Below are 18,025 nucleotides of genomic sequence, written 5' to 3'. Positions count from 1 at the left end.
GGGGTCGGGGGGGCCGCCGCCCCCCCCCCCCACGCCGCCCGCCGCGCCCGCGCGCCCCCCCCCCCCCCCGCCACTACCCACGCGCGCTCAGGCGCTGATGCCGTATTCCTTCAGCTTCTTGCGCAGGGTGGCGCGGTGGATGCCCAGCATCGCGGCGGCACGGCTCTGGTTGCCTTCGCAGTGGTTGAGTACTTCCACGAACAACGGGATTTCCATCTCGCGCAGCACGATCTCGTAGACATCGTCCGCGTCGCAGCCATCGAGGTCACGCAGGTAGCGGCGCACGGACTGGGCGACGTGTTCACGCAGCGGTGGCCGGGGAGCGCCACGACTGTTGTCAGGACGAGAGAGGACAGCGTTCAAGGGGGTTCCCGATCTGGTTGGCCCGTGCGCGCGGAGCGCGCGGCCGGACGAGGTGGTGGCGGCCAGTCTAGCGCGAGCGTGCCCGACCTGCCACGGCTGGTCGCCTCTACCTTGGTCAGAGGAAGTCGAAGGTGAATGCGACGGTGGACGCGGCAGGCTCCTGCACGCGGAACGCGATGCGCGCACTCTGGCCCGGTTCCAGCAGGGCCGCGCCGGGGGCCTCGCCGAGGTACTGCGCCGGTGCGAACACGCCGCTGCCGATCACCCGGCCATCGGCATCGGACAGCGACAGGCGCAGGTCCGGCCAGGCCTGTGCCCAGCGCGCATCGTTGCGGATGCTGGCCTGCACCTGCAGTACGCCGGGCTGGCCCGGCAGCGGACGGATCTCACGGCTGGTCATGGTGAAGGCGGTGGGCTCGTGCCAGGGCGGCAGGCTGCAGCGCAGTGCGCCGCACAACGCGCCCAGCCAGGCGCGGTTGCCGGCGTCGGCGGCCAGTCGCGCACGATCGGCCAGCACGCTCTGCAGTACCAGCAGCAGTGCCAGCCCGGCAACCAGCACCCAGTGCCAGCGCGGCGTCGGTAGCGCGCGCGGCCGTGAAGTGCCCAGGAAGCTCGGCGCATCGCCGGCCACGGCCTGCGCGGCCGGGACGGCAAGGACGGGTTCGATCACGGCCGCCTCGTCGAGGATGACGGTGTCATCGATCTGTCGCGTCTCCGCCATCGGCGGCAACGCCGCGTCGATGGGGTCGCCGGTCTCCACGACAGGAATGCCATGCGCCGCCGGGTCGAGCGTGCGCGCATCGGTCGCAGGTGCAGCCTCGCCTTCCGGCGCGGGGCGCAGGAAGGTGGCCAGGGGACGGCGCGGCGAGTTCGGCTCGGACATGTTCAGGGCGCGGGCTCGGATCCAGCGGTCATTCAATCATGATCAGGCGCGGCGCACGCCGGTGATGCGCATCCAGTCGCCATCCTGGGTGGCCTGCAGATCGTCGAACCACGCGGCATAGCGCTGCAGCAGTTCGCCTTCCTGGCCATGCAGGATGCCCGACAGGGCAATGCGACCGCCAGCGGCGACGCGTGCGGCCAGCAGCTCGGCCAGTGCATCCAGCGCCGAAGCAAGGATGTTGGCGACCACGACCGGGTAGGTGGCGACCGGTTCGTCCTGCGGCAGGTACACATGCATGCGGGCCTGCTCGCCATTGCGCTCGGCATTGTCGGCGGTGGCGACCAGCGCCTGCGGATCGTTGTCCACGCCGATCGCTTCGGCAGCGCCCAGCTTCAGCGCGGCCAGTGCGAGGATGCCCGAGCCGCAGCCGAAGTCGAGCACGCGCTGGCCCTGCAGCTGGCCGTCCACGGCCAGCTGGTCCAGCCAGCGCAGGCACAGGGCGGTGGTCGGGTGGGTGCCCGAGCCGAACGCCAGGCCCGGGTCCAGCCGCACCACGGCGGCATCGGCGGCCTGTGCAGCGTCCGGCAGTTCATGGTTCCACGGCACGATCCAGGTGCGGCTGCCGAAATCCATCGGCTGGAACTGGTCCAGCCAGGCGCGTTCCCAGTCTTCGTCTTCGACCGCACGGAAGCTGCCATTGCTCCAGTCCAGTTCCGGGTCGAAGGATTCCAGTGCGGCCAGCAGCAACAGCGCGTTGCTGTCGGCGGGGAACAGCGCGCTCAGCACCAGGGTGTCCCACAGCGGCGTTTCACCCACGCCCGGTTCGAGGATGGCCTGTTCGTTGCTGGTGTCGGCTTCGGCATCGAGCAGGGTGACGGCCAGTGCGCCGACGTCCTCCAGCGCATTTTCATAGCGGGGCTGGGTGGCTTCGGTGCAGCGCAGGGTCAGTTCCAGGAACGGCATGGCGGTGGGGGCAATCGCGGGAAAGGGGGCCATGCTAGACCATCGGGGCGTCTCCGTATCGCCTGAGATGGCGCCTTGAGATGAACGGGCGCAGTTCAGACAGGCCTGCCGGGCCTTGCTAAACTCGGCGCTTTCCTGTGCGCCGTGAACGCTCACCGCCGCCGATGGCCTTCGCTCCGACCCTGAAAACCTGGTTGCTCGTGCTGCCGGCGGTGGCCGTGCTGGGCGTGGCCGGGTATCGGGCCAGCGGCCACGCAGCGGGCGGGGCATCGCCGTCGGCGTCGCCGGACCTGCCACTGGCGGTGGCCAGCCGTGACAGCGGAGCGCCGCTGCCGGTGGTGCCCGAAGCACTGGCGCGACGGCTGGCGGCCTTCGAGCGGGGCAACACGCTGCCGTCGGGCCTGCCGCTGGACCTGCGCGCCGACATCGAAGACGCCAGCGACCTGTATGCCTACGCCCAGCGCCTGCGCACACAGGCCGACAACGGTAATCACGAGGCGCGCTGGATGCTCAGCCGCGTCTATGACTATTGCGCGCAGTACGCACTCGATCCGGGCGGCTACCGCCTGGACAACAACGTACTGAGTGGGTTGGGCCTGACGGCGGCGCCGGCGATGGTCGAGGCGCGCGAGCGCGTGGCGCAGCGCTGCGGCGGATTCGTGCCGGGCGACAAGCTGGGCGCGGCGCTGGTGCTGTCCGAGCGCCGCAAAGCGGCCGCGCAGGGCAACCTGGCTGCGGAAGCAGCGCTGTTCGCCGAAGGTGAGCCGCTGCACGACAGTGCCGAGTACCGCCGCGACCTGGTCGAGCGCGTGCGCACCTCGCGCGACCCGGAGGCCTACATGGCCATCGCGCCGGGCATGGGCGTGCGTGCTGCCGGTGACCGCGCGCTTGACGGGCTGGTGGCCGGCGAGCAGCTCAGTGAACTTGCATGGCGGCTTGCGGCCTGTGAACTCGGTCTAGCTTGTGGAGCGGACAGCGTGCTGGTCAACAATTTTTGTGCGAACGGAGGGATCTGTTCGCAGGATGGGGCGCAGGATTTCCGGGATTTCGTGTATGACGCTGCGGTATCGCGGCAAGGTGCTGGGAAAATGAAGGAATGGATCAAGCGATTGGTTGGAAAGAGGAACGAGCAATGAACTATCGCCGATTCCTGCACGGGGCCAAGTTCTGGTTCTGGGTGGCGCTGTTCGTGGCCTACTCGGCCGGCGCGGTTGGCCTGTTGATGATCGATACCTACGAGGATCGCTACCGGCATCTGTCGAAGGTCGAACTGACCACGGTGAAGGCGCAGGAAGACGTGCGTCGCGCCGGTGCCAGCCAGGTCGCTGCGGTCTATCGCGCGCAGAGTGGCATGCCGTTCACTTCACTGCCGGCCGGCAGCACCTTCCAGGTGGTGTGGCCCGATGGTTCCACCGAAACCATGGTGATCGTCGATCCGACCTCGCCCAATGGCGTGCGGCCGCTGGCCAATTCGCAGATCCCGGCGACCGCGGCGGACGCGCGCTGAGCCGGCCAGTGTAGAGCCGGGCCATGCCCGGCTCTACAGGAAGGGAAACAGAAAAGGGCGGGGAGATCCCCGCCCTTTCCATGTCCAGCACCTGCCGCCGATCAGGTCAGTGCGATCGGCTTGTTCTTGCGCTCGGCGAGGCGCTTTTCCAGGTAGTGGATGTTCTGGCCACCGGCCTGGAAGCCCTTGTCGCGCATGATCCGCTGCTGCAGGGCGACGTTGGTCTTGATGCCATCGACCACCATTTCGCTCAGTGCCACCCGCATGCGGGCGATGGCGGTTTCGCGGTCCGGGCCGTGCACGATCAGCTTGCCGATCATCGAGTCGTAGTTCGACGGCACGCGGTAGCCACTGTAGATGTGGGTATCCACGCGCACGCCGGGGCCACCGGGCGGATGGAAGCCGGTGATGGTGCCCGGGCTCGGCACGAAGGTCTCGGCGTCTTCGGCATTGATGCGGCATTCGATGGCATGGCCGGTCAGCACCACGTCGCTCTGCTTGATCGACAGCTTCTGGCCGGCGGCGATCTTCAGCTGCTCGGCCACCAGGTCGATGCCGGTGACCATTTCGGTAACCGGATGCTCCACCTGGATGCGGGTGTTCATTTCGATGAAGTAGAAGCGGCCGTCCTCGTACAGGAACTCGAACGTGCCGGCGCCACGGTAGCCGATGCGGATGCAGGCTTCCACGCACACCTTGCCGATCTGCTCGCGTTGTTCGGCGGTGATGCCCGGTGCCGGCGCTTCTTCCACCACCTTCTGGTGGCGGCGTTGCATCGAGCAGTCGCGCTCGCCCAGGTGGATGGCGTTGCCCTGGCCGTCGGCCAGCACCTGGATTTCCACGTGGCGCGGATTCTCCAGGAACTTCTCCATGTAGACCTCGCCATTGCCGAACGCGGCCTTGGCCTCGCTCTTGGTGGTTTCGATCGAGGTCTTCAGCGAGGCTTCGGCGTGCACCACGCGCATGCCGCGGCCACCGCCGCCGCCAGCCGCCTTGATGATGACCGGGTAACCGATCTCACGGGCGATCTTGGTGTTGGCGACGATGTCCTCGCCCAGCGGGCCGCCCGAGCCGGGCACGCAGGGCACGCCGGCGGCCTTCATCGCGCGGATGGCTTCGACCTTGTCACCCATCATGCGGATGGTGTCGGCCTTGGGACCGATGAAGATGAAGCCGGACTCTTCCACGCGTTCGGCGAAGTCGGCGTTCTCCGACAGGAAGCCATAGCCCGGGTGGATGGCCTGGGCGTCGGTGACTTCCGCGGCAGCGATCAGTGCCGGAATGTTGAGGTAGCTCTGCGGCGACGGCGCCGGGCCGATGCAGACCGACTCGTCGGCCATGGCCACGTGCTTGAGGTTGCGATCGACCGTGGAGTGCACGGCCACCGTGCGGATGCCGAGGGTGTGGCACGCACGCAGGATGCGCAGCGCGATCTCCCCTCGGTTGGCGATGACGACTTTGTCGAGCATGGCGTGCCCCTCAGCCGATCACGAACAGCGGCTGGTCGAATTCCACCGGCTGGCCGTTCTCGCCGAGGATGGCGACGATGGTGCCGGACGTGTCGGCCTCGATCGGGTTGAACATCTTCATCGCTTCGATGATGGCCAGGGTTTCGCCTTCCTTGACCTGCTGGCCAACGGTGACGAAGGCCGGCTTGTCCGGGGCGGACGAGGCGTAGAAGGTGCCGACCATCGGCGAGCGCAGCACGTGGCCTTCCGGCAGCGCCGGGCCCGGCTTGGCGGTGCCGCCGGTGGAGGCTTCGGTCGGCGACTGCATCGGCATCGCCTGCGGCGCCGGAGCGGCCGGAGCGGCGTACACCGGGGCTGCAATCGGGGCGGCATAGCCGGCCACCGGGGCGCGCGACAGGCGCACCGACTCTTCGCCTTCCTTGATTTCGATTTCAGCCAGGTTCGACTCTTCCAGCAGGTCGATCAGCTTCTTGATTTTGCGGAGATCCATGGTGGCCTCTTTGCTCGTGATGTCAGTGTGGTGGGGAGTGCGGTTGCACTCGGGTCAAAGCAGTTCGTAGAACTCGCGCAGCTGCCGCGTACGGTCGCGCGTCTGGGTGATCAGGCACTGCATCTTCGCAGGGTTGCGCGAGGTGCCGTCTGCATTGAAGGCGTAGACCGCCTCGCAGTCTGCATCGCGCAGGGTTATCCAGATGCGCTGGGCCTTCACCAGGTGCTGTTCGGCCGCCGCGCAGCGGCTGCAGCTGCCATCGGCGGCCTGTGCCTTCAGTTCGCCGCGCGCCTGGATGTAGACGGCGTTCAATGCGCTGTCGGCATCATCCAGGCGATCGGAATCGCACATGTCGCGCTCGTAGCCACCGGTGGCCTGCGCGCAGTCAATGCCTGCGGCCGCGCGCTCGGCGGCGACGCTGGCGCTGCACACGCCGGCCCACAGCACGATGCCGGCAACCACTCTTGGGAGCATCATCACGCGCGGGCCGCCTGCACGCGCAGCAGCGCCGCGTCCATCGCGTAGCGATAGCTGTCGGCACCGAAGCCACAGACCACGCCCACGGCCTTGTCACTGAAGTAGCTGTGCTGGCGGAACGGCTCGCGGGTGTGCGGGTTGGACAGGTGGATCTCGATGAACGGCACCGCCACCGCCGCCAGCGCATCGCGCAGGGCAACCGAGGTGTGGGTGAAGGCGGCGGGGTTGATCAGGATGAACGCGGTTCCGTCGTTGCGTGCGGCCTGCACGCGGTCCACCAGTACATGCTCGGCGTTGGACTGCAGGCTCTCCACGGTGTGCCCGGCAGCCGATGCCTGGGCGGCCAGGGCCTGGTCGATGTCGGCCAGCGTGGTGTGGCCGTAGACCTCCGGCTCGCGGGTGCCGAGCAGGTTGAGGTTGGGGCCGTGCAGGACCAGCAGCTTCGCCATGGGATCCGGAAGACGGGAAAGGGCGGCAGTCTGGCGGAACCGGCGGATACTGTCCAGTTCGGCGAAGTTTGCAGCGTTTCAATCGATTGTTTGAAATTCGCCGAAGCGCTTGTGGCCGTACGGCGGGCGCTGGATCAAGGCGCGCTGAATGGCGTGCTGGCCGGGGATGCAGGCACGTAGGCCGACGATGGCGGCAAGGCCGGACGATGACGGATGCTGCAATGGCCCGTGACGCCGTAGATCCACGCCATGCGTGGATGGATGCTCGATTGCTCAGGTCTCCAGCGGCACCGTCGGCACCACGTTCGGGAACACCTCCTCCAGCGGTTCCCGTTCCCCGGGCTTCGGCGCTGGCCAGTTGTAGGCATTCACCGGCTGCGCGCGGTTCACCCATAACGCGTAATACAGATGGTCGGCACGGCCATCACCGGTGTTGGGGTGGATCAGGATGGTCAGGCCCAGGCTGTTGAGCTGCAGCCAGGGCACCAGCACCGGCAGCAGGTCGTTGGTGAAGCCGAAGTAGAACGACGGGGTGACGTGCGGGCCGCGCGGCTCAAGGTTCCAGTTGCCCAGTTCCACCGGGAAGCGCTCGGCCGCCCAGCGCCGCAGCAGCGCGGCCTTCTCGAAGCTGTCCTCATCGAAGTAGATATGCGCGTGATAGCTCTTGATGTCGGTGTAGGCGCGTGGCCGGGCGGGCAGGGTGGCCTCGCCAGGGCGCACGCTGGTCGGGCGCGGGGTGGGCTCGCTTGCCGTAGCCAGGCCCCAGGGGCTGCGGCCTTCGGGCGTCGGCGGGACGATGGCGCGGAAGCCGGGGCGTCCGGGCTCGGTAGTGTTCACCGCGCTGTCGCTGCGCGCGGCGGCGGTGGCGGTCGACGCGCTGGCCAGGCCGCCGGCAGCCAGTCCGGCTGATGCGATCAGTCGACGTCGTGCGGGCGAGAGCAGGTCGGCCCAGTGGGCGTCATCGTCGCCGGCGTCGACGGGGGGCTGCGGATCCGGCTGCATGGAAGGCTCCGTGGTGGCACTGTGTGGGCAGGCAAGCACGCTCGGGCAGCGCGCACGGTGGTGTCCAATAAGCAGCCGGTATCACTTCATGCACGGCCGCCTTCATCGCCATTGAGCGCGGCCGGGCGGCGGGCTAGGGTGCAGGTCTGCCGCCCCGGAGCCCGCCATGACCTCGCCTGATGCCGACACCCAACGCAAGCGCGTGGCTTTCCGCCAATTGCATGCACACGGTTGTTTCGTGCTGCCCAATCCGTGGGACGTGGGCAGCGCCCGCTACCTGCAGCGCCAGGGCTTCCAGGCACTGGCCACCACCAGTGCCGGTTGCGCCTGGAGTGAAGGGCGGCCGGATGGGGCGGTTTCGCTGCAGGCCACGCTGCAACATCTGCGGCTGATGGCGGCAGCGACACCGCTGCCGTTGAACGCCGATTTCGGTGATGGCTTCGGCGCCACGCCTCAGGCCGTGGGGGAGGCGGTGGCGGCAGCGATCGGCACCGGCATCGCGGCGCTGTCGATCGAGGATGCCAGCGGCGTGGCCGATGCACCGCTGCGCCCGATCGACCAGGCGGTCGAGCGCCTGCGCGCTGCCCGTGCAGCCATCGACCGCGCGGGTGGCGACGTGCTGCTGGTCGGGCGCGCCGAGAATTTCTTCGTTGGCGTACCGGACCTGCAGGACACCCTGCGGCGCCTGCGTGCGTATGCCGAGGCCGGTGCCGATGTGCTGTACGCGCCGGGCATCAGCACGCGCGAGCAGATCAGTGCGGTGGTTGCCGCTGCGGGATCGAAGCCGGTGAACCTGCTGGTCGGTGGACCGACACCGCTGAGCCTGCAGGACATCGCTGCACTCGGCGTGCGCCGGGTCAGCCTGGGCGGTGCGCTGGCGCGCGCGGCATGGGGTGGGCTGATGCAGGCGACCCAGCCGATCGTGCAGGACGGCCGCTTCGATGGCCTGCAGCAGGCGGCTTCCGGGGCTGCGTTGAACGCGCTGTTTCGCTGACGGCAGCCTCGGCGCGGGCCCCAGGCCAGCAGGCGGGCAGAAGCTCCACGCCATGCCTGGATGGATGTGCCTGCGATTACAGCGCTTCCATCCCACTCTTGGGCAGCGTCACGCCAGGTTCCAGAGCCGGCAGCAGTTGACGCAGCAGCGCGGGGTTGTCCAGCAGCGTGGAACCGTCAATGAAATTCCATTGGCTCGTGCCGACACGGCGTACGGCGACCATGAATGACGTGCTGCGCATCGGCGCCTCGCGCACGCGGAGCAGTGATTGGCGCAGTACGAAGCAGACGTCCTCGTCACCGGCCGCATAGGTGCGGCCCGGCACGCCCGCTTCGTCGCTGATGATGGTGACGCCGGCCTTGCGCAGTGCCTTCACCGTATCGCGGGTCGCCCGCGCATAGGCCTCGTCGCCGCCGGCCAGCTGTTTCAGGCTGGGATGGGTGCGCGCGATGATCAGCTCGGTATCGCCCCGGGCGAAGGCGTCCATCATCGCCTGCACCTCCTTGCGCAATGCGACCGAGTCTTCCGGACTGAGTTCACCGGCCAGCGCTGGCGCAACGGCCATTGCCATCGGCAGGGCCAGCAGAAGGGCAAGCAGATATCGGTGCATCGTCGGGTATCTCGGCGGCAACCGCCGCACTATACGGTGGATGCGGAAACAGCGTCCCACCCATGGTGCTGGTATCCCGGGCGTCTCTACTTACTATTGGTAGTTAGTGAATTCCGGACATCCCCCATGCACACCCTCATCGTTACCGCCCATCCTGAATCCGGCGCGTTGACCCAGGCCGTCGCCAGGCGTATCGGCGACGCGATCACCGCGTCGGATACCGCCAACAGCGTGACCCACGCCGATCTGATGGCCGAAGGCTTCGATCCACGCTTCACCCGACAGGACCAGGCGCTGTTCCGTGGCACCGGCGCAGCTCCCGCCGACGTCGCCGCCGAGCAGGCGCGGCTGGAGGCTGCCGACACGCTGGTACTGGTCTACCCGTTGTACTGGTGGTCGTTCCCTGCGCTGCTGAAGGGGTGGATCGATCGCGTGTTCACCCAGGGCTGGGCCTACCAGGACGGTGCCGATGGCAAGGTACGGAAAAAGCTGCAGTGGTTGCATGTGCACCTGGTCGGCATCGGCGGAGCCGGCGCGGAGATGATCGAACGGCGCGGCTACGGTGCCGCGATGAAGGCCCAGATCGACATGGGCATCTTCGACTACTGCGGCGCGCGCGTGCTGTCATCCGATCTGCTGCTGGACGCCGATTCCGGTACGGCCGAAGCGCATCTGCAGACCGCGCTGGCGATCGGCCGTAAAATCGGTACTCCGATGCGCTGACCGCCGTGCCCTGCCGATGCCTGCCAATGCCGCACCCACGCGCCGCCGATTGACCCGCGAGCAACGCGCCCGCCAGTTGCTGGATGTGGCCTGGGCACTGGTGGGCGGCGAAGGCACCGACGCGTTGACGCTCGGGCGGCTGGCCGAGGCAGCCGGCGTGACCAAGCCGGTGGCCTACGACCATTTCGTCACCCGCAATGGGTTGCTGGCGGCGCTCTACGATGACTACGACGGCCGCCAGACGCGGGTCTTCAACGAGCGCATCGGCCGCGCCAGGGCGCAGCTGGCCGATCGCGCGGCGGCCATCGCCTCCGGATACATCGACTGCATCCTCAGCCAGGGCAGTGAAGTGCAGGGCATCCTCGCCGCACTGGTCGGCGCACCGGAACTGCACGAGGTGCGGCGGCGCTACCAGCAGGATTTCATCGACAACTGCGACACCTGGCTGGGCCCGTTCGCTGCCGATGGCACGGTGCCGCTGGCGGGACGCTGGGCGATTCTCGGTGCGGCCGAAGCCTTGTCCGAAGCCGTGGCTTCCGGCGCGCTGGACAAGGCCGCTGCCGAAGCCGAGCTGCAGCGCTTGATCGTAGCGACGGTCAAGCGGCGCTGAGCCGCTCAGGCGTTGGCGGTGTTGCCGGCCAGTGCCGCGAACCCGGCGGCCAGCCGTTCGCGCACCAGAGCGTCGCGCGCGTCGCGGCTTTCAGAACCCAGTACCACGGTGATCAGGCGGGCCGGCGGGTCGTGCCCGGGCACCGGCCGGCATGCGGTGGCGGCCAGGCAGAAGCCTGCGGCCTGGGTGTAGCCGGTCTTCAATCCATCCACGCCGTCTTCGCCAAGCAGTGCGTTCTGGTTGCTGCGGCTGAAGCTGCCATGCGCGAATGCGCGCTGCGCGGTGATGGCCAGTATCTGCGGATGGTCATTCAGCAGGCAGGCGGCCAGCACTGCCATGTCGCGCGCGCTGGACGCATGGTGCGGCGTGGTGATGCCGGAGACGCTGGCGAACCAGGTGTCGCGCAGGCCAAGCTGGCGTGCGTGCCGGTTCATGCGGTCAAGGAACGCAGGCTGTGATCCGTCCAGATGGCGCGCGATGGCCAGCGCCGCATCATTGCCGGAGACGATCATCAGCCCTTCCAGCAGGCGTGCCAGGCTGACCGATTCGCCGGGCACCAGGCCCATGCGCGTTTCATCGTCGGCCACCGCATGCACATCCTCGGCGGCGATGATGACCGCTTCGTCCCACGCCCTTCCGTTCTCTTCGACACATTCGTAAGCGGCGTAGGCCGTCATCAGCTTGGTCAGCGAGGCCGGTTGCCGCGCGACGTCCGCGTGGTGCTGGTGGATCACCGCGAAGGTTGCCGCATCGAGGGTGATCGAGGACAGCGGCGCGCGCGCAGGAGCAGGAGACGGCATGGAGACGGCGACGGAGGAGGGCCTGCAGGATAGCCCGTGGCGGCTGCATCAAGCTGCAATATTGAAACGATATAACGTATCGTCATCGTGGGCCGCCGATGGCCCGATGGGATATCCGATGACTGCACCTGTTCCTCGCCGCCGGCTTCATTCTTGGCTGCTGCTCGCGCTGGCCGCGCTTGGCGGCTGCCAGCCCAACCTGCGCGCCGAGGCCGTTTCCTCCGCCGAAGCCCGCCCGCACAACGTGATCGTGATGATCAATGACGGTGCCGGTTGGGGTACCTGGGACGCGGCCGCCTACTGGCAATACGGCAGCCGAGAAGGCGCACCCTATGCCGATTTCCCACAGCGCCTGGCGGTGACCACTTTCCCGCTGAACGCCAGCAGCCAGCCGACCCGCGATCACGCACAGGCCCTCGGCTACGACGCAGCCAGGGCGTGGGACGAAACCCCAGTGCCGGCGCAGGACCTGCCGTTCGCCGGCTACCAGTACCTGGCGGCGGTCGCGACCGACAGTGCGGCGGCGGGTACGGCGTTGTCCTCGGGGATCAAGACCTACAACAACGCCATCAATTACAACAACGATGGCAACGCGGTCGAGTTCAACACGCTGCGCGCCAAGCGGCTGGGCATGGCCACCGGCGTGGTGACCTCGGTGCCGTTCGCGCACGCCACGCCGGCCGCGTTCGCGGCGCAGAACGCATCGCGCAACAACTATCACGCCATTGCGCACCAGATGCTGGCGCAGGGCCACATGGACCTGGTGATGGGCACCGGCGGCCCCGGCTACAGCGTCGATGGTCGCGCCTGCGATGAGGGTGCCGGTGCGACGAAGGCCGAGGGCTGCGCGAACCCGTGGGAATGGGTGTCGCAGCAGGACTGGCAGCAGCTGGAAGCGGGCAGCACCATTGCCGGCAATCCGGCGGGGCCGTGGCGCCTTATCCGCAGCAAGGAAGCGTTCGCTGCGCTGGCGCAGGGAACGCTGCCGGCCGACCGGCCGCTGATTGGCGTGCCGCGCGTGGCCAATACGCTGCAGCAGGCGCGCCAGCTGCAGGTGCTGGGCAAGGATGCGGCCACGCCTTCCGGCGTGAGGAAGATCGACAGCGTGCCCGATCTTGCGACCATGACGCGCGGCGCGCTGCAGTTCCTGCAGCAGCGTTCGGCCAAGGGCCTGTTCCTGATGGTGGAAGGCGGGGCCACCGACTGGGCCGCGCATACCAGCGCCTGCGGTACCGAATGGCACTACGGCCAATGCAGCGACCAGCCGCAATACGGCCGCCTGATCGAGGAAACCGTGGAGTTCAATGACGCAGTGGCGGCAGTGGTTGAATGGATCGAGCGCAACGGTGGTTGGGAGCGCAACCTGCTGATCGTCACCACCGACCACGACAACAGCATGCCGATGGGCCCGGATGCACAGAACGTTGCCTTCGAGCCGGTACGCAACAAGGGTCGTGGGCGCATGCCGGGGATGAGCTTCCGCCCCACCGGCAACCATTCCAATGCGCTGGTGCCGCTGTGGGCAAAGGGCGCTGGCGCGGAGCTGCTTGCAAAGCGCGTGCGGGGTGTCGATGCCGGTTACCGCCAGCATGTGCGCTGGAACGACGGCAGCTACATCGACAACACCGACGTGGCTGCGGCGGTGCAGGAGGCGCTGCAGCGTCCACGGTAACGCCCGGTTGCACCCGGGCTGTTGTCGAGGCAGCCTGCGCACATGCAATCCGATATCCGCATCGACGGTCGTGTCTTCGCCTACGTCTTCCCCTGTGCCTGGGAGGACTACGCCAAGATCGGCTTTTCACGTGATCCGCTCAGACGCATCGGCGCATTGCACCGGCGTTGGTTCGAGTTCTTCGACCTCGACGCCGGTGCACTGGTGGAAGCGGAAAGCGAGCGTGATGCGCGGGATCTTGAGCTGCAGCTGCGTTCGCCGTTCAAGGCGCACCGCGCACCGGCGCCGATGACGGTCCAGGACAAGGCTGGAGGTCGTACCGAATGGGTACGTGGTGCCAACCCGGCGTTGTCGCGTGCGATTGCCGCGTTGGGCGAACAAGGCTATCGCTGTTATCCACTGAAGGCGTGGCTGCGGGCGGCGATGCGCCTGCGCATGGACCGGTTGCACGACTGGGCTGCGGTGCAGCTTCCAGAAGAGGAAGGCCTGCGGATGCCCGGTGGCCCCGGCGAGGGCGCGCTGCGTGACACCCTCGACGGTTGCCGGGCATTGGATATCGATCCGATGCCGTGGCTGCCTGAACACGTCCAACGCTGGTATGCAGGTTGAGGAGCGTTCAACGGGTTCGCGGCGGCTGAACCGGCGCGGCCGGTTGCCGCGCGCACTGCGGGGCAGGTGCAGACGGGCTGGCCAGCTGCCGTGCCAGCTCGGCGTTGGCTACGTGGCCGTGCAGGAACAACAGGCTGCTGTAGATGTTCATGAGCGTGCCTCCACTTGAGTGGATTGCACGATACGGGCAGCATGGGCAGGCAAAAAGCGACATTTCCGCAAGCATGCCTTGAGAGGAATTCAAGCCTGATGTCCCGCCCTCCGCTCCATGCCCTGCAGGGCTTCGTGGCCGCCGCCCGGCTGGGCAACCTCTCGCGCGCCGCCGCGTCGATGAATGTGACCGTCAGCGCGCTCAGCCATCAGATGCGCCAGCTGGAAGAGCGGCTGGGACAGCCGCTGCTGGTCCGCCAGCCGCGTGGCGTCACCCTCACCCTGGAAGGGCAACGCCTGCTCGACCAGGTCGGCCCGCATCTGGATGCGATCAACGAGGCCTTCCAGCCCTATGCCGCACGCGCCGAGCACGTGCTGACGATCAGCGCGGTGCCGTCGATGGCGTCGGCGTGGCTGGTGCCGCGGCTGGGTCACTTCGTAGCTGAGCACCCGCAGATCGAGATCAACCTGCAGTCGAGTGAACGCCTGGTTGATTTCGAGCGGCAGCGCCAGTTCGACGCCGCGCTGCGGCTGGGCAGCGGGCAGTGGCCGGGCCTGGTGGTGGAGCCGCTGTTCGACGAGTGGCTGCTGCCGATGGCCAGCCCGGCACTGATCGAACGCATGGGCGGCATCGACCGCGTGCCGCTGAACCAGTGGCCGCTGTTGGGTGATCCCGACGGCGCATGGGGTGCCTGGTTCGCGCTGAGCGGGCAGAACCCTCCGCCGCGCTTCGTGGCGGTGCTGGATGATTCGGAGGCACACCACCGTGCGGCGCTGGACGGCGTAGGCGTGGCGCTCGGACGGGTGACCCGGGCACGCCTGCTGCTGGAATCCGGCCAGCTGGTCGCGCTGTCCAGGCTGCGACTGAAGACGGCGTGGCCGCATTGGCTGGTGTACCCGCAGCGCTCGGCCAGCCATCGTGGCTTCCTCGCCTTCCGCGACTGGCTGCATGCGCAGGCCGCCGAGCACGTGCGGCACATGGCAGCGCAGGGGCCGCACGGCTAGACAGGTGCACCGGCCTGTCCGGGCGCTGTCATCAGCGTGTGGCCGGTCGCGGCGAAGCTGGGCACCTCCGCTCAACACCACCTGCCGCCATGCGCTACCGCCTCGTCGTCCTTGATATCGCCGGAACCACCGTTGCCGACCCGGGGCTGGTCGCCCGCGCCTTCGCCGAAGCGATGGCCGCCGCCGGCCACCCCATCGACGTGGAGGACGTTCGCCCGTTGATGGGCTACCCCAAGCCACAGGCCATCGCGCGGCTGCTGGGCACCGCGGTGGACGACCCGCGCGTGGCACCGATCCACGCCGACTTCGTGGCGCGCATGCTCGAGTGCTATCGCCATGCGCCGGGCATCGCACCGTTGCCGGGTGCCGAGGCTCTGTTCGAAACGCTGCGCGCGCATGGCATCCGCATCGGCCTGGACACCGGCTTCTCGCGCGACATCGCCGAGGTGATCATCGAGCGGCTCGGCTGGCAGGATCGCATCGATGCGCTGGTGGCCAGCGACGAGGTGCCGGCGGGTCGACCGGCACCTTACATGATCCAGGCGCTGATGCAGCGCACCAGCGTCGACGATGCCGCGACGGTGGTGAAGGTGGGCGACACCGAGGTCGACATCAATGAAGGGCGCAATGCTGGTGTCGGCCTGAACGTGGCGGTCACCACTGGCGCGTTCACCCGTGCCGAACTGCTGCCGCATGGTCCGGACCACATCATCGACCACCTCGAGCGCCTGCCGGCGCTGCTCGGCCTGGCACGTTCCGGCACGGTCGCCGCTGCATGAGCCGGCCCTCGCTGCGGGCGCGGCTGCAGGGGCATCCGCTGGCGCTGACGGTGTTCGCCGGCAGTGCCGCACTGTCCACCTATGCGTGCATGTACGCCTTCCGCAAGCCATTCGCCGCCGCATCGTTCGATGGCCAGCACCTGTTCGGCGCCGACTACAAGGTGTGGCTGGTGGTGGCGCAGGTGCTGGGCTACATGTGCAGCAAGTTCATCGGCGTGCGGGTGATCGGCGAACTGCGCGCCGAGCGCCGCGCCAGCCTGCTGCTGGGCCTGATCGGCATCTCCTGGCTGGCCCTGCTTGGCTTCGCGCTGGTGCCGGCGCCCTGGAACATCCCGTTCCTGTTCCTCAACGGCTTGCCGCTGGGCATGGTCTGGGGCCTGGTGTTCAGCTACCTGGAAGGGCGGCGGACCACCGAAGCGATGGGTGCGATCCTCGCCTCCAGCTTCATCATGGCCTCCGGCGTGGTGAAGTCGGTCGGCAAGTGGCTGCTGCTGCAGGGCGTGAGCGAGTTCTGGATGCCGTTCCTGTGCGGGTTGCTGTTCCTGCCGCTGCTGCTGGTGTCGGTGCGCATGCTCGAACGCATTCCTGCTCCGGATGCCGCCGACCTGCGCGAGCGCTCGCCACGCCTGCCGATGGATCGCACGCAGCGCCGTGCCTTCGTGCGCCGCTTCCTGCCGGGGCTGGCACTGATGATCCTGTGCTATGTGTGCCTGACCGTGGTCCGCGACTTCCGCGACAGCTTCGAGGCCGAGCTGTTCCGCGAGCTGGGCTATGGTAGCAGCGCCGGCGTGTTCGCCGCCATCGAGACGCCGGTGGCGTTCGCGGTGCTGGCACTGACCGCCGGCCTGACCTGGTTCCGCAACAACCTCAACGGCCTGATGGCGTTGCACGCGCTGATGTTCATCGGCCTGGCCACTGCAGGACTGAGCACGCTGGCGTTCCGCGAGGGCATGCTGCATCCGCTGGCGTGGCTGGGCCTGGTGGGCTTCGGCCTGTACCTGGCCTACGTGCCGTTCAACTGCGTGTTCTTCGAACGCCTGATCGCCACCTTCAAGGTCGCTGGCAACGTCGGCTTCGTGATGTACCTGGCCGATGCATTCGGCTACCTGGGCAGCGTGCTGGTCCTGCTCGGCCACGAATTCTCCGGCCTGCAGCTGTCGTGGGTGCGTTTCTTCTCCAGTGCGGTCATCCATCTGTCGCTGCTGGGCGGTGCCTGCCTGTTGTTGTCGCTGCTGTACTTCCACCACAAGGCGCTACGCCTGGCCCGCATGCCGGCACTCGCCTCCGTCTGAGTCCATCCCCATGAAGAACACAACCGCCCTCGTGGTCGGTGCCGGCATCGTCGGCTTGGCCGTGGCCCGCGCGCTGGCCGTACGTGGCTGCAAGGTCACCGTGCTGGAACGCCATGAACGCGCTGTCGGCGCCTCCATCCGCAACTTCGGCATGGTCTGGCCGATCGGCGTGCCCAATGGCCCGTTGTATGAGCGCGCGCTGCGCTCGCGGCAGATCTGGCAGGAGCTGATCGACGTCGCCGGCCTCTGGCACGATCCCAGCGGCTCGCTGCATGTTGCCCATGCCGACGACGAATGGGCCGTGCTGCAGCAGTATGCGGCAGCCAATGCGCAGCTGCGCCCTTGCCGCCTGCTGGATCGGGATGCGGCACTGGTGAAGTCGCCGGCGCTGGTTGCGCGCGAACTGCGTGGCGCACTGTTCAATGCCGATGAGCTGGTGGTCGATCCGCGCCAGGCGATCCGCGCGCTGCCGGATGTGCTTCACCAGTGCCATGGAGTGCAGTTCCAGTGGCGCACGCCGGTGACGGCGGTGGAGAGCGGCCGGGTATGGTCCGGCAGCCGCCTGTTCGAGGCCGACCAGGTGTTCGTCTGCAGCGGCCCGGAGTTTGAACAACTGTATCCCGAGCTGTACGCGGCGGCCCCGCTGACACGCTGCAAGCTGCAGATGCTGCGGCTGGCGGCGCAACCCTCCGCGTTCCGCCTGGGCGCTGCGCTTTGTGGCGGCCTGTCGCTGGTGCACTATGCTGGCTTCCGCGAGGCCGCCGATGTCGCTCCGCTGCAGGCGCGCTACCAGGCCGAGCATGCCGACCTGATCGAGCTTGGCATCCACGTGATGGCCGCACAGAACGGCCTGGGTGAAATCACCATTGGTGATTCGCATGCCTATGCGCATACGCATGATCCGTTCGACGAGCACACCATCAACCAGAAGGTGCTCGATTACCTGTCCCGTTTCATGCAGGTTCCGAACGCGCGCATCGCGCAGACCTGGCACGGCATCTATCCCAAGCTGCTGGACGGCCGCAGCGAGTTCGTCGCCGAGCCGGCACCGGGCGTGACCATCGTCAACGCCATCGGCGGCGGTGGCCTGGGCATGACGCTCAGCTTCGGCCTGGCCGAGGAACTGGTGGACGGTCGCTACGCGGCATTGCGCCGCGTGGCGTGAAGCCTGCGCGCGG

Annotated in this window: 22 protein-coding genes; 11 read left to right on the top strand and 11 right to left on the bottom strand. The window is 67.9% G+C overall.

Features of this window, described 5'->3' with window-relative positions; translation table 11 throughout:
- Positions 1 to 87: 87 nt before the first annotated feature.
- From fis to prmA, 3 genes are all read right to left on the bottom strand, one after another.
- Positions 88 to 363, bottom strand: a complete 276-nt coding sequence (gene fis, locus V3B30_RS13055) for a DNA-binding transcriptional regulator Fis (RefSeq protein WP_005419706.1) — start codon at positions 361 to 363, stop codon at positions 88 to 90.
- Between the two features lie 115 nt (positions 364 to 478).
- Complete coding sequence (locus tag V3B30_RS13050) at positions 479 to 1,246, bottom strand: DUF3426 domain-containing protein (protein ID WP_262083570.1); 768 nt, start codon at positions 1,244 to 1,246, stop codon at positions 479 to 481.
- Positions 1,247 to 1,288: 42 nt separating this feature from the next.
- On the bottom strand, positions 1,289 to 2,209 hold the full coding sequence (gene prmA / locus V3B30_RS13045; RefSeq protein ID WP_100474102.1) for a 50S ribosomal protein L11 methyltransferase: 921 nt from the start codon (positions 2,207 to 2,209) through the stop codon (positions 1,289 to 1,291).
- Positions 2,210 to 2,373: 164 nt separating this feature from the next.
- Here prmA and V3B30_RS13040 point away from each other — a divergent pair, with 164 nt between their 5' ends.
- Both V3B30_RS13040 and V3B30_RS13035 read left to right on the top strand, forming a co-directional pair.
- Positions 2,374 to 3,345 carry a hypothetical protein gene (locus tag V3B30_RS13040; protein ID WP_100474101.1) on the top strand — a complete coding sequence of 324 codons (972 nt, stop codon included), beginning with the start codon at positions 2,374 to 2,376 and terminating at the stop codon, positions 3,343 to 3,345.
- Positions 3,342 to 3,716, top strand: coding sequence for a hypothetical protein (locus V3B30_RS13035; protein WP_100474100.1), 375 nt, complete (start codon positions 3,342 to 3,344; stop codon positions 3,714 to 3,716). Before V3B30_RS13040 ends, V3B30_RS13035 begins: the two co-directional genes overlap by 4 nt.
- A 101-nt stretch (positions 3,717 to 3,817) precedes the next feature.
- On the opposite strand, the gene accC is transcribed toward V3B30_RS13035, so the two are convergent.
- From accC to V3B30_RS13010, 5 genes are all read right to left on the bottom strand, one after another.
- On the bottom strand, positions 3,818 to 5,185 hold the full coding sequence (gene accC / locus V3B30_RS13030; RefSeq protein WP_019660825.1) for an acetyl-CoA carboxylase biotin carboxylase subunit: 1,368 nt from the start codon (positions 5,183 to 5,185) through the stop codon (positions 3,818 to 3,820).
- Positions 5,186 to 5,195: 10 nt separating this feature from the next.
- Positions 5,196 to 5,675: an acetyl-CoA carboxylase biotin carboxyl carrier protein gene (gene accB / locus V3B30_RS13025; protein ID WP_100474098.1), complete on the bottom strand. Its 480-nt coding sequence runs from the start codon at positions 5,673 to 5,675 to the stop codon at positions 5,196 to 5,198.
- Positions 5,676 to 5,729: 54 nt separating this feature from the next.
- Complete coding sequence (locus tag V3B30_RS13020) at positions 5,730 to 6,152, bottom strand: lysozyme inhibitor LprI family protein (protein WP_202908159.1); 423 nt, start codon at positions 6,150 to 6,152, stop codon at positions 5,730 to 5,732.
- On the bottom strand, positions 6,152 to 6,601 hold the full coding sequence (aroQ, locus tag V3B30_RS13015) for a type II 3-dehydroquinate dehydratase (protein ID WP_100474096.1): 450 nt from the start codon (positions 6,599 to 6,601) through the stop codon (positions 6,152 to 6,154). Before aroQ ends, V3B30_RS13020 begins: the two co-directional genes overlap by 1 nt.
- A gap of 273 nt (positions 6,602 to 6,874) precedes the next feature.
- Positions 6,875 to 7,603 carry a DOPA 4,5-dioxygenase family protein gene (locus V3B30_RS13010; RefSeq protein ID WP_100474095.1) on the bottom strand — a complete coding sequence of 243 codons (729 nt, stop codon included), beginning with the start codon at positions 7,601 to 7,603 and terminating at the stop codon, positions 6,875 to 6,877.
- Between the two features lie 166 nt (positions 7,604 to 7,769).
- On the opposite strand from V3B30_RS13010, the gene V3B30_RS13005 reads away from it, so the two are divergent.
- Positions 7,770 to 8,597, top strand: coding sequence for an isocitrate lyase/phosphoenolpyruvate mutase family protein (locus V3B30_RS13005; protein WP_262083569.1), 828 nt, complete (start codon positions 7,770 to 7,772; stop codon positions 8,595 to 8,597).
- A 76-nt stretch (positions 8,598 to 8,673) separates the two neighbouring features.
- On the opposite strand, the gene V3B30_RS13000 is transcribed toward V3B30_RS13005, so the two are convergent.
- Positions 8,674 to 9,207, bottom strand: a complete 534-nt coding sequence (locus V3B30_RS13000) for a hypothetical protein (RefSeq protein WP_262083568.1) — start codon at positions 9,205 to 9,207, stop codon at positions 8,674 to 8,676.
- A gap of 126 nt (positions 9,208 to 9,333) precedes the next feature.
- Here V3B30_RS13000 and V3B30_RS12995 point away from each other — a divergent pair, with 126 nt between their 5' ends.
- Together V3B30_RS12995 and V3B30_RS12990 are read left to right on the top strand one after the other, a co-directional pair.
- Complete coding sequence (locus V3B30_RS12995) at positions 9,334 to 9,930, top strand: NAD(P)H-dependent oxidoreductase (protein ID WP_262083567.1); 597 nt, start codon at positions 9,334 to 9,336, stop codon at positions 9,928 to 9,930.
- Between the two features lie 16 nt (positions 9,931 to 9,946).
- Positions 9,947 to 10,540 (top strand): TetR/AcrR family transcriptional regulator, encoded by a 594-nt coding sequence (locus V3B30_RS12990; protein WP_100474091.1) that lies wholly within the window; start codon positions 9,947 to 9,949, stop codon positions 10,538 to 10,540.
- A gap of 5 nt (positions 10,541 to 10,545) precedes the next feature.
- On the opposite strand, the gene V3B30_RS12985 is transcribed toward V3B30_RS12990, so the two are convergent.
- Complete coding sequence (locus tag V3B30_RS12985; protein ID WP_100474090.1) at positions 10,546 to 11,340, bottom strand: D-alanyl-D-alanine carboxypeptidase family protein; 795 nt, start codon at positions 11,338 to 11,340, stop codon at positions 10,546 to 10,548.
- 118 nt (positions 11,341 to 11,458) lie between these two features.
- Between V3B30_RS12985 and V3B30_RS12980 the strand changes: the two genes are divergently transcribed.
- Together V3B30_RS12980 and V3B30_RS12975 are read left to right on the top strand one after the other, a co-directional pair.
- Complete coding sequence (locus V3B30_RS12980) at positions 11,459 to 13,012, top strand: alkaline phosphatase (protein ID WP_100475265.1); 1,554 nt, start codon at positions 11,459 to 11,461, stop codon at positions 13,010 to 13,012.
- 42 nt (positions 13,013 to 13,054) lie between these two features.
- Positions 13,055 to 13,621 (top strand): GIY-YIG nuclease family protein, encoded by a 567-nt coding sequence (locus V3B30_RS12975; RefSeq protein WP_262083566.1) that lies wholly within the window; start codon positions 13,055 to 13,057, stop codon positions 13,619 to 13,621.
- A 7-nt stretch (positions 13,622 to 13,628) separates the two neighbouring features.
- Here V3B30_RS12975 and V3B30_RS12970 read toward each other — a convergent pair whose 3' ends face one another.
- Positions 13,629 to 13,772 carry a hypothetical protein gene (locus V3B30_RS12970; protein ID WP_202908131.1) on the bottom strand — a complete coding sequence of 48 codons (144 nt, stop codon included), beginning with the start codon at positions 13,770 to 13,772 and terminating at the stop codon, positions 13,629 to 13,631.
- Positions 13,773 to 13,870: 98 nt separating this feature from the next.
- Here V3B30_RS12970 and V3B30_RS12965 point away from each other — a divergent pair, with 98 nt between their 5' ends.
- The 4 genes from V3B30_RS12965 (at position 13,871) to V3B30_RS12950 (ending at position 18,012) form a co-directional block, all read left to right on the top strand.
- Complete coding sequence (locus tag V3B30_RS12965) at positions 13,871 to 14,776, top strand: LysR substrate-binding domain-containing protein (RefSeq protein WP_100474088.1); 906 nt, start codon at positions 13,871 to 13,873, stop codon at positions 14,774 to 14,776.
- 89 nt (positions 14,777 to 14,865) lie between these two features.
- Positions 14,866 to 15,555, top strand: a complete 690-nt coding sequence (locus tag V3B30_RS12960) for an HAD family hydrolase (RefSeq protein WP_100474087.1) — start codon at positions 14,866 to 14,868, stop codon at positions 15,553 to 15,555.
- Positions 15,552 to 16,847, top strand: coding sequence for a DUF5690 family protein (locus V3B30_RS12955; protein ID WP_262083565.1), 1,296 nt, complete (start codon positions 15,552 to 15,554; stop codon positions 16,845 to 16,847). The genes V3B30_RS12960 and V3B30_RS12955 overlap by 4 nt, the downstream gene beginning before the upstream one ends.
- 10 nt (positions 16,848 to 16,857) lie before the next feature.
- The gene (locus V3B30_RS12950; protein ID WP_262083564.1) at positions 16,858 to 18,012 is read left to right on the top strand and encodes a TIGR03364 family FAD-dependent oxidoreductase; all 1,155 of its coding nucleotides are present in this window, start codon (positions 16,858 to 16,860) and stop codon (positions 18,010 to 18,012) included.
- The last annotated feature ends 13 nt before the right edge of the window (positions 18,013 to 18,025 follow it).

Source organism: Stenotrophomonas sp. SMYL41, assembly GCF_036319965.1.
Classification (GTDB): domain Bacteria; phylum Pseudomonadota; class Gammaproteobacteria; order Xanthomonadales; family Xanthomonadaceae; genus Stenotrophomonas; species Stenotrophomonas maltophilia_R.
The sequence above is the reverse complement of the archived record's forward strand: the minus strand, read 5'-3'. Positions and strand labels throughout refer to the sequence as shown.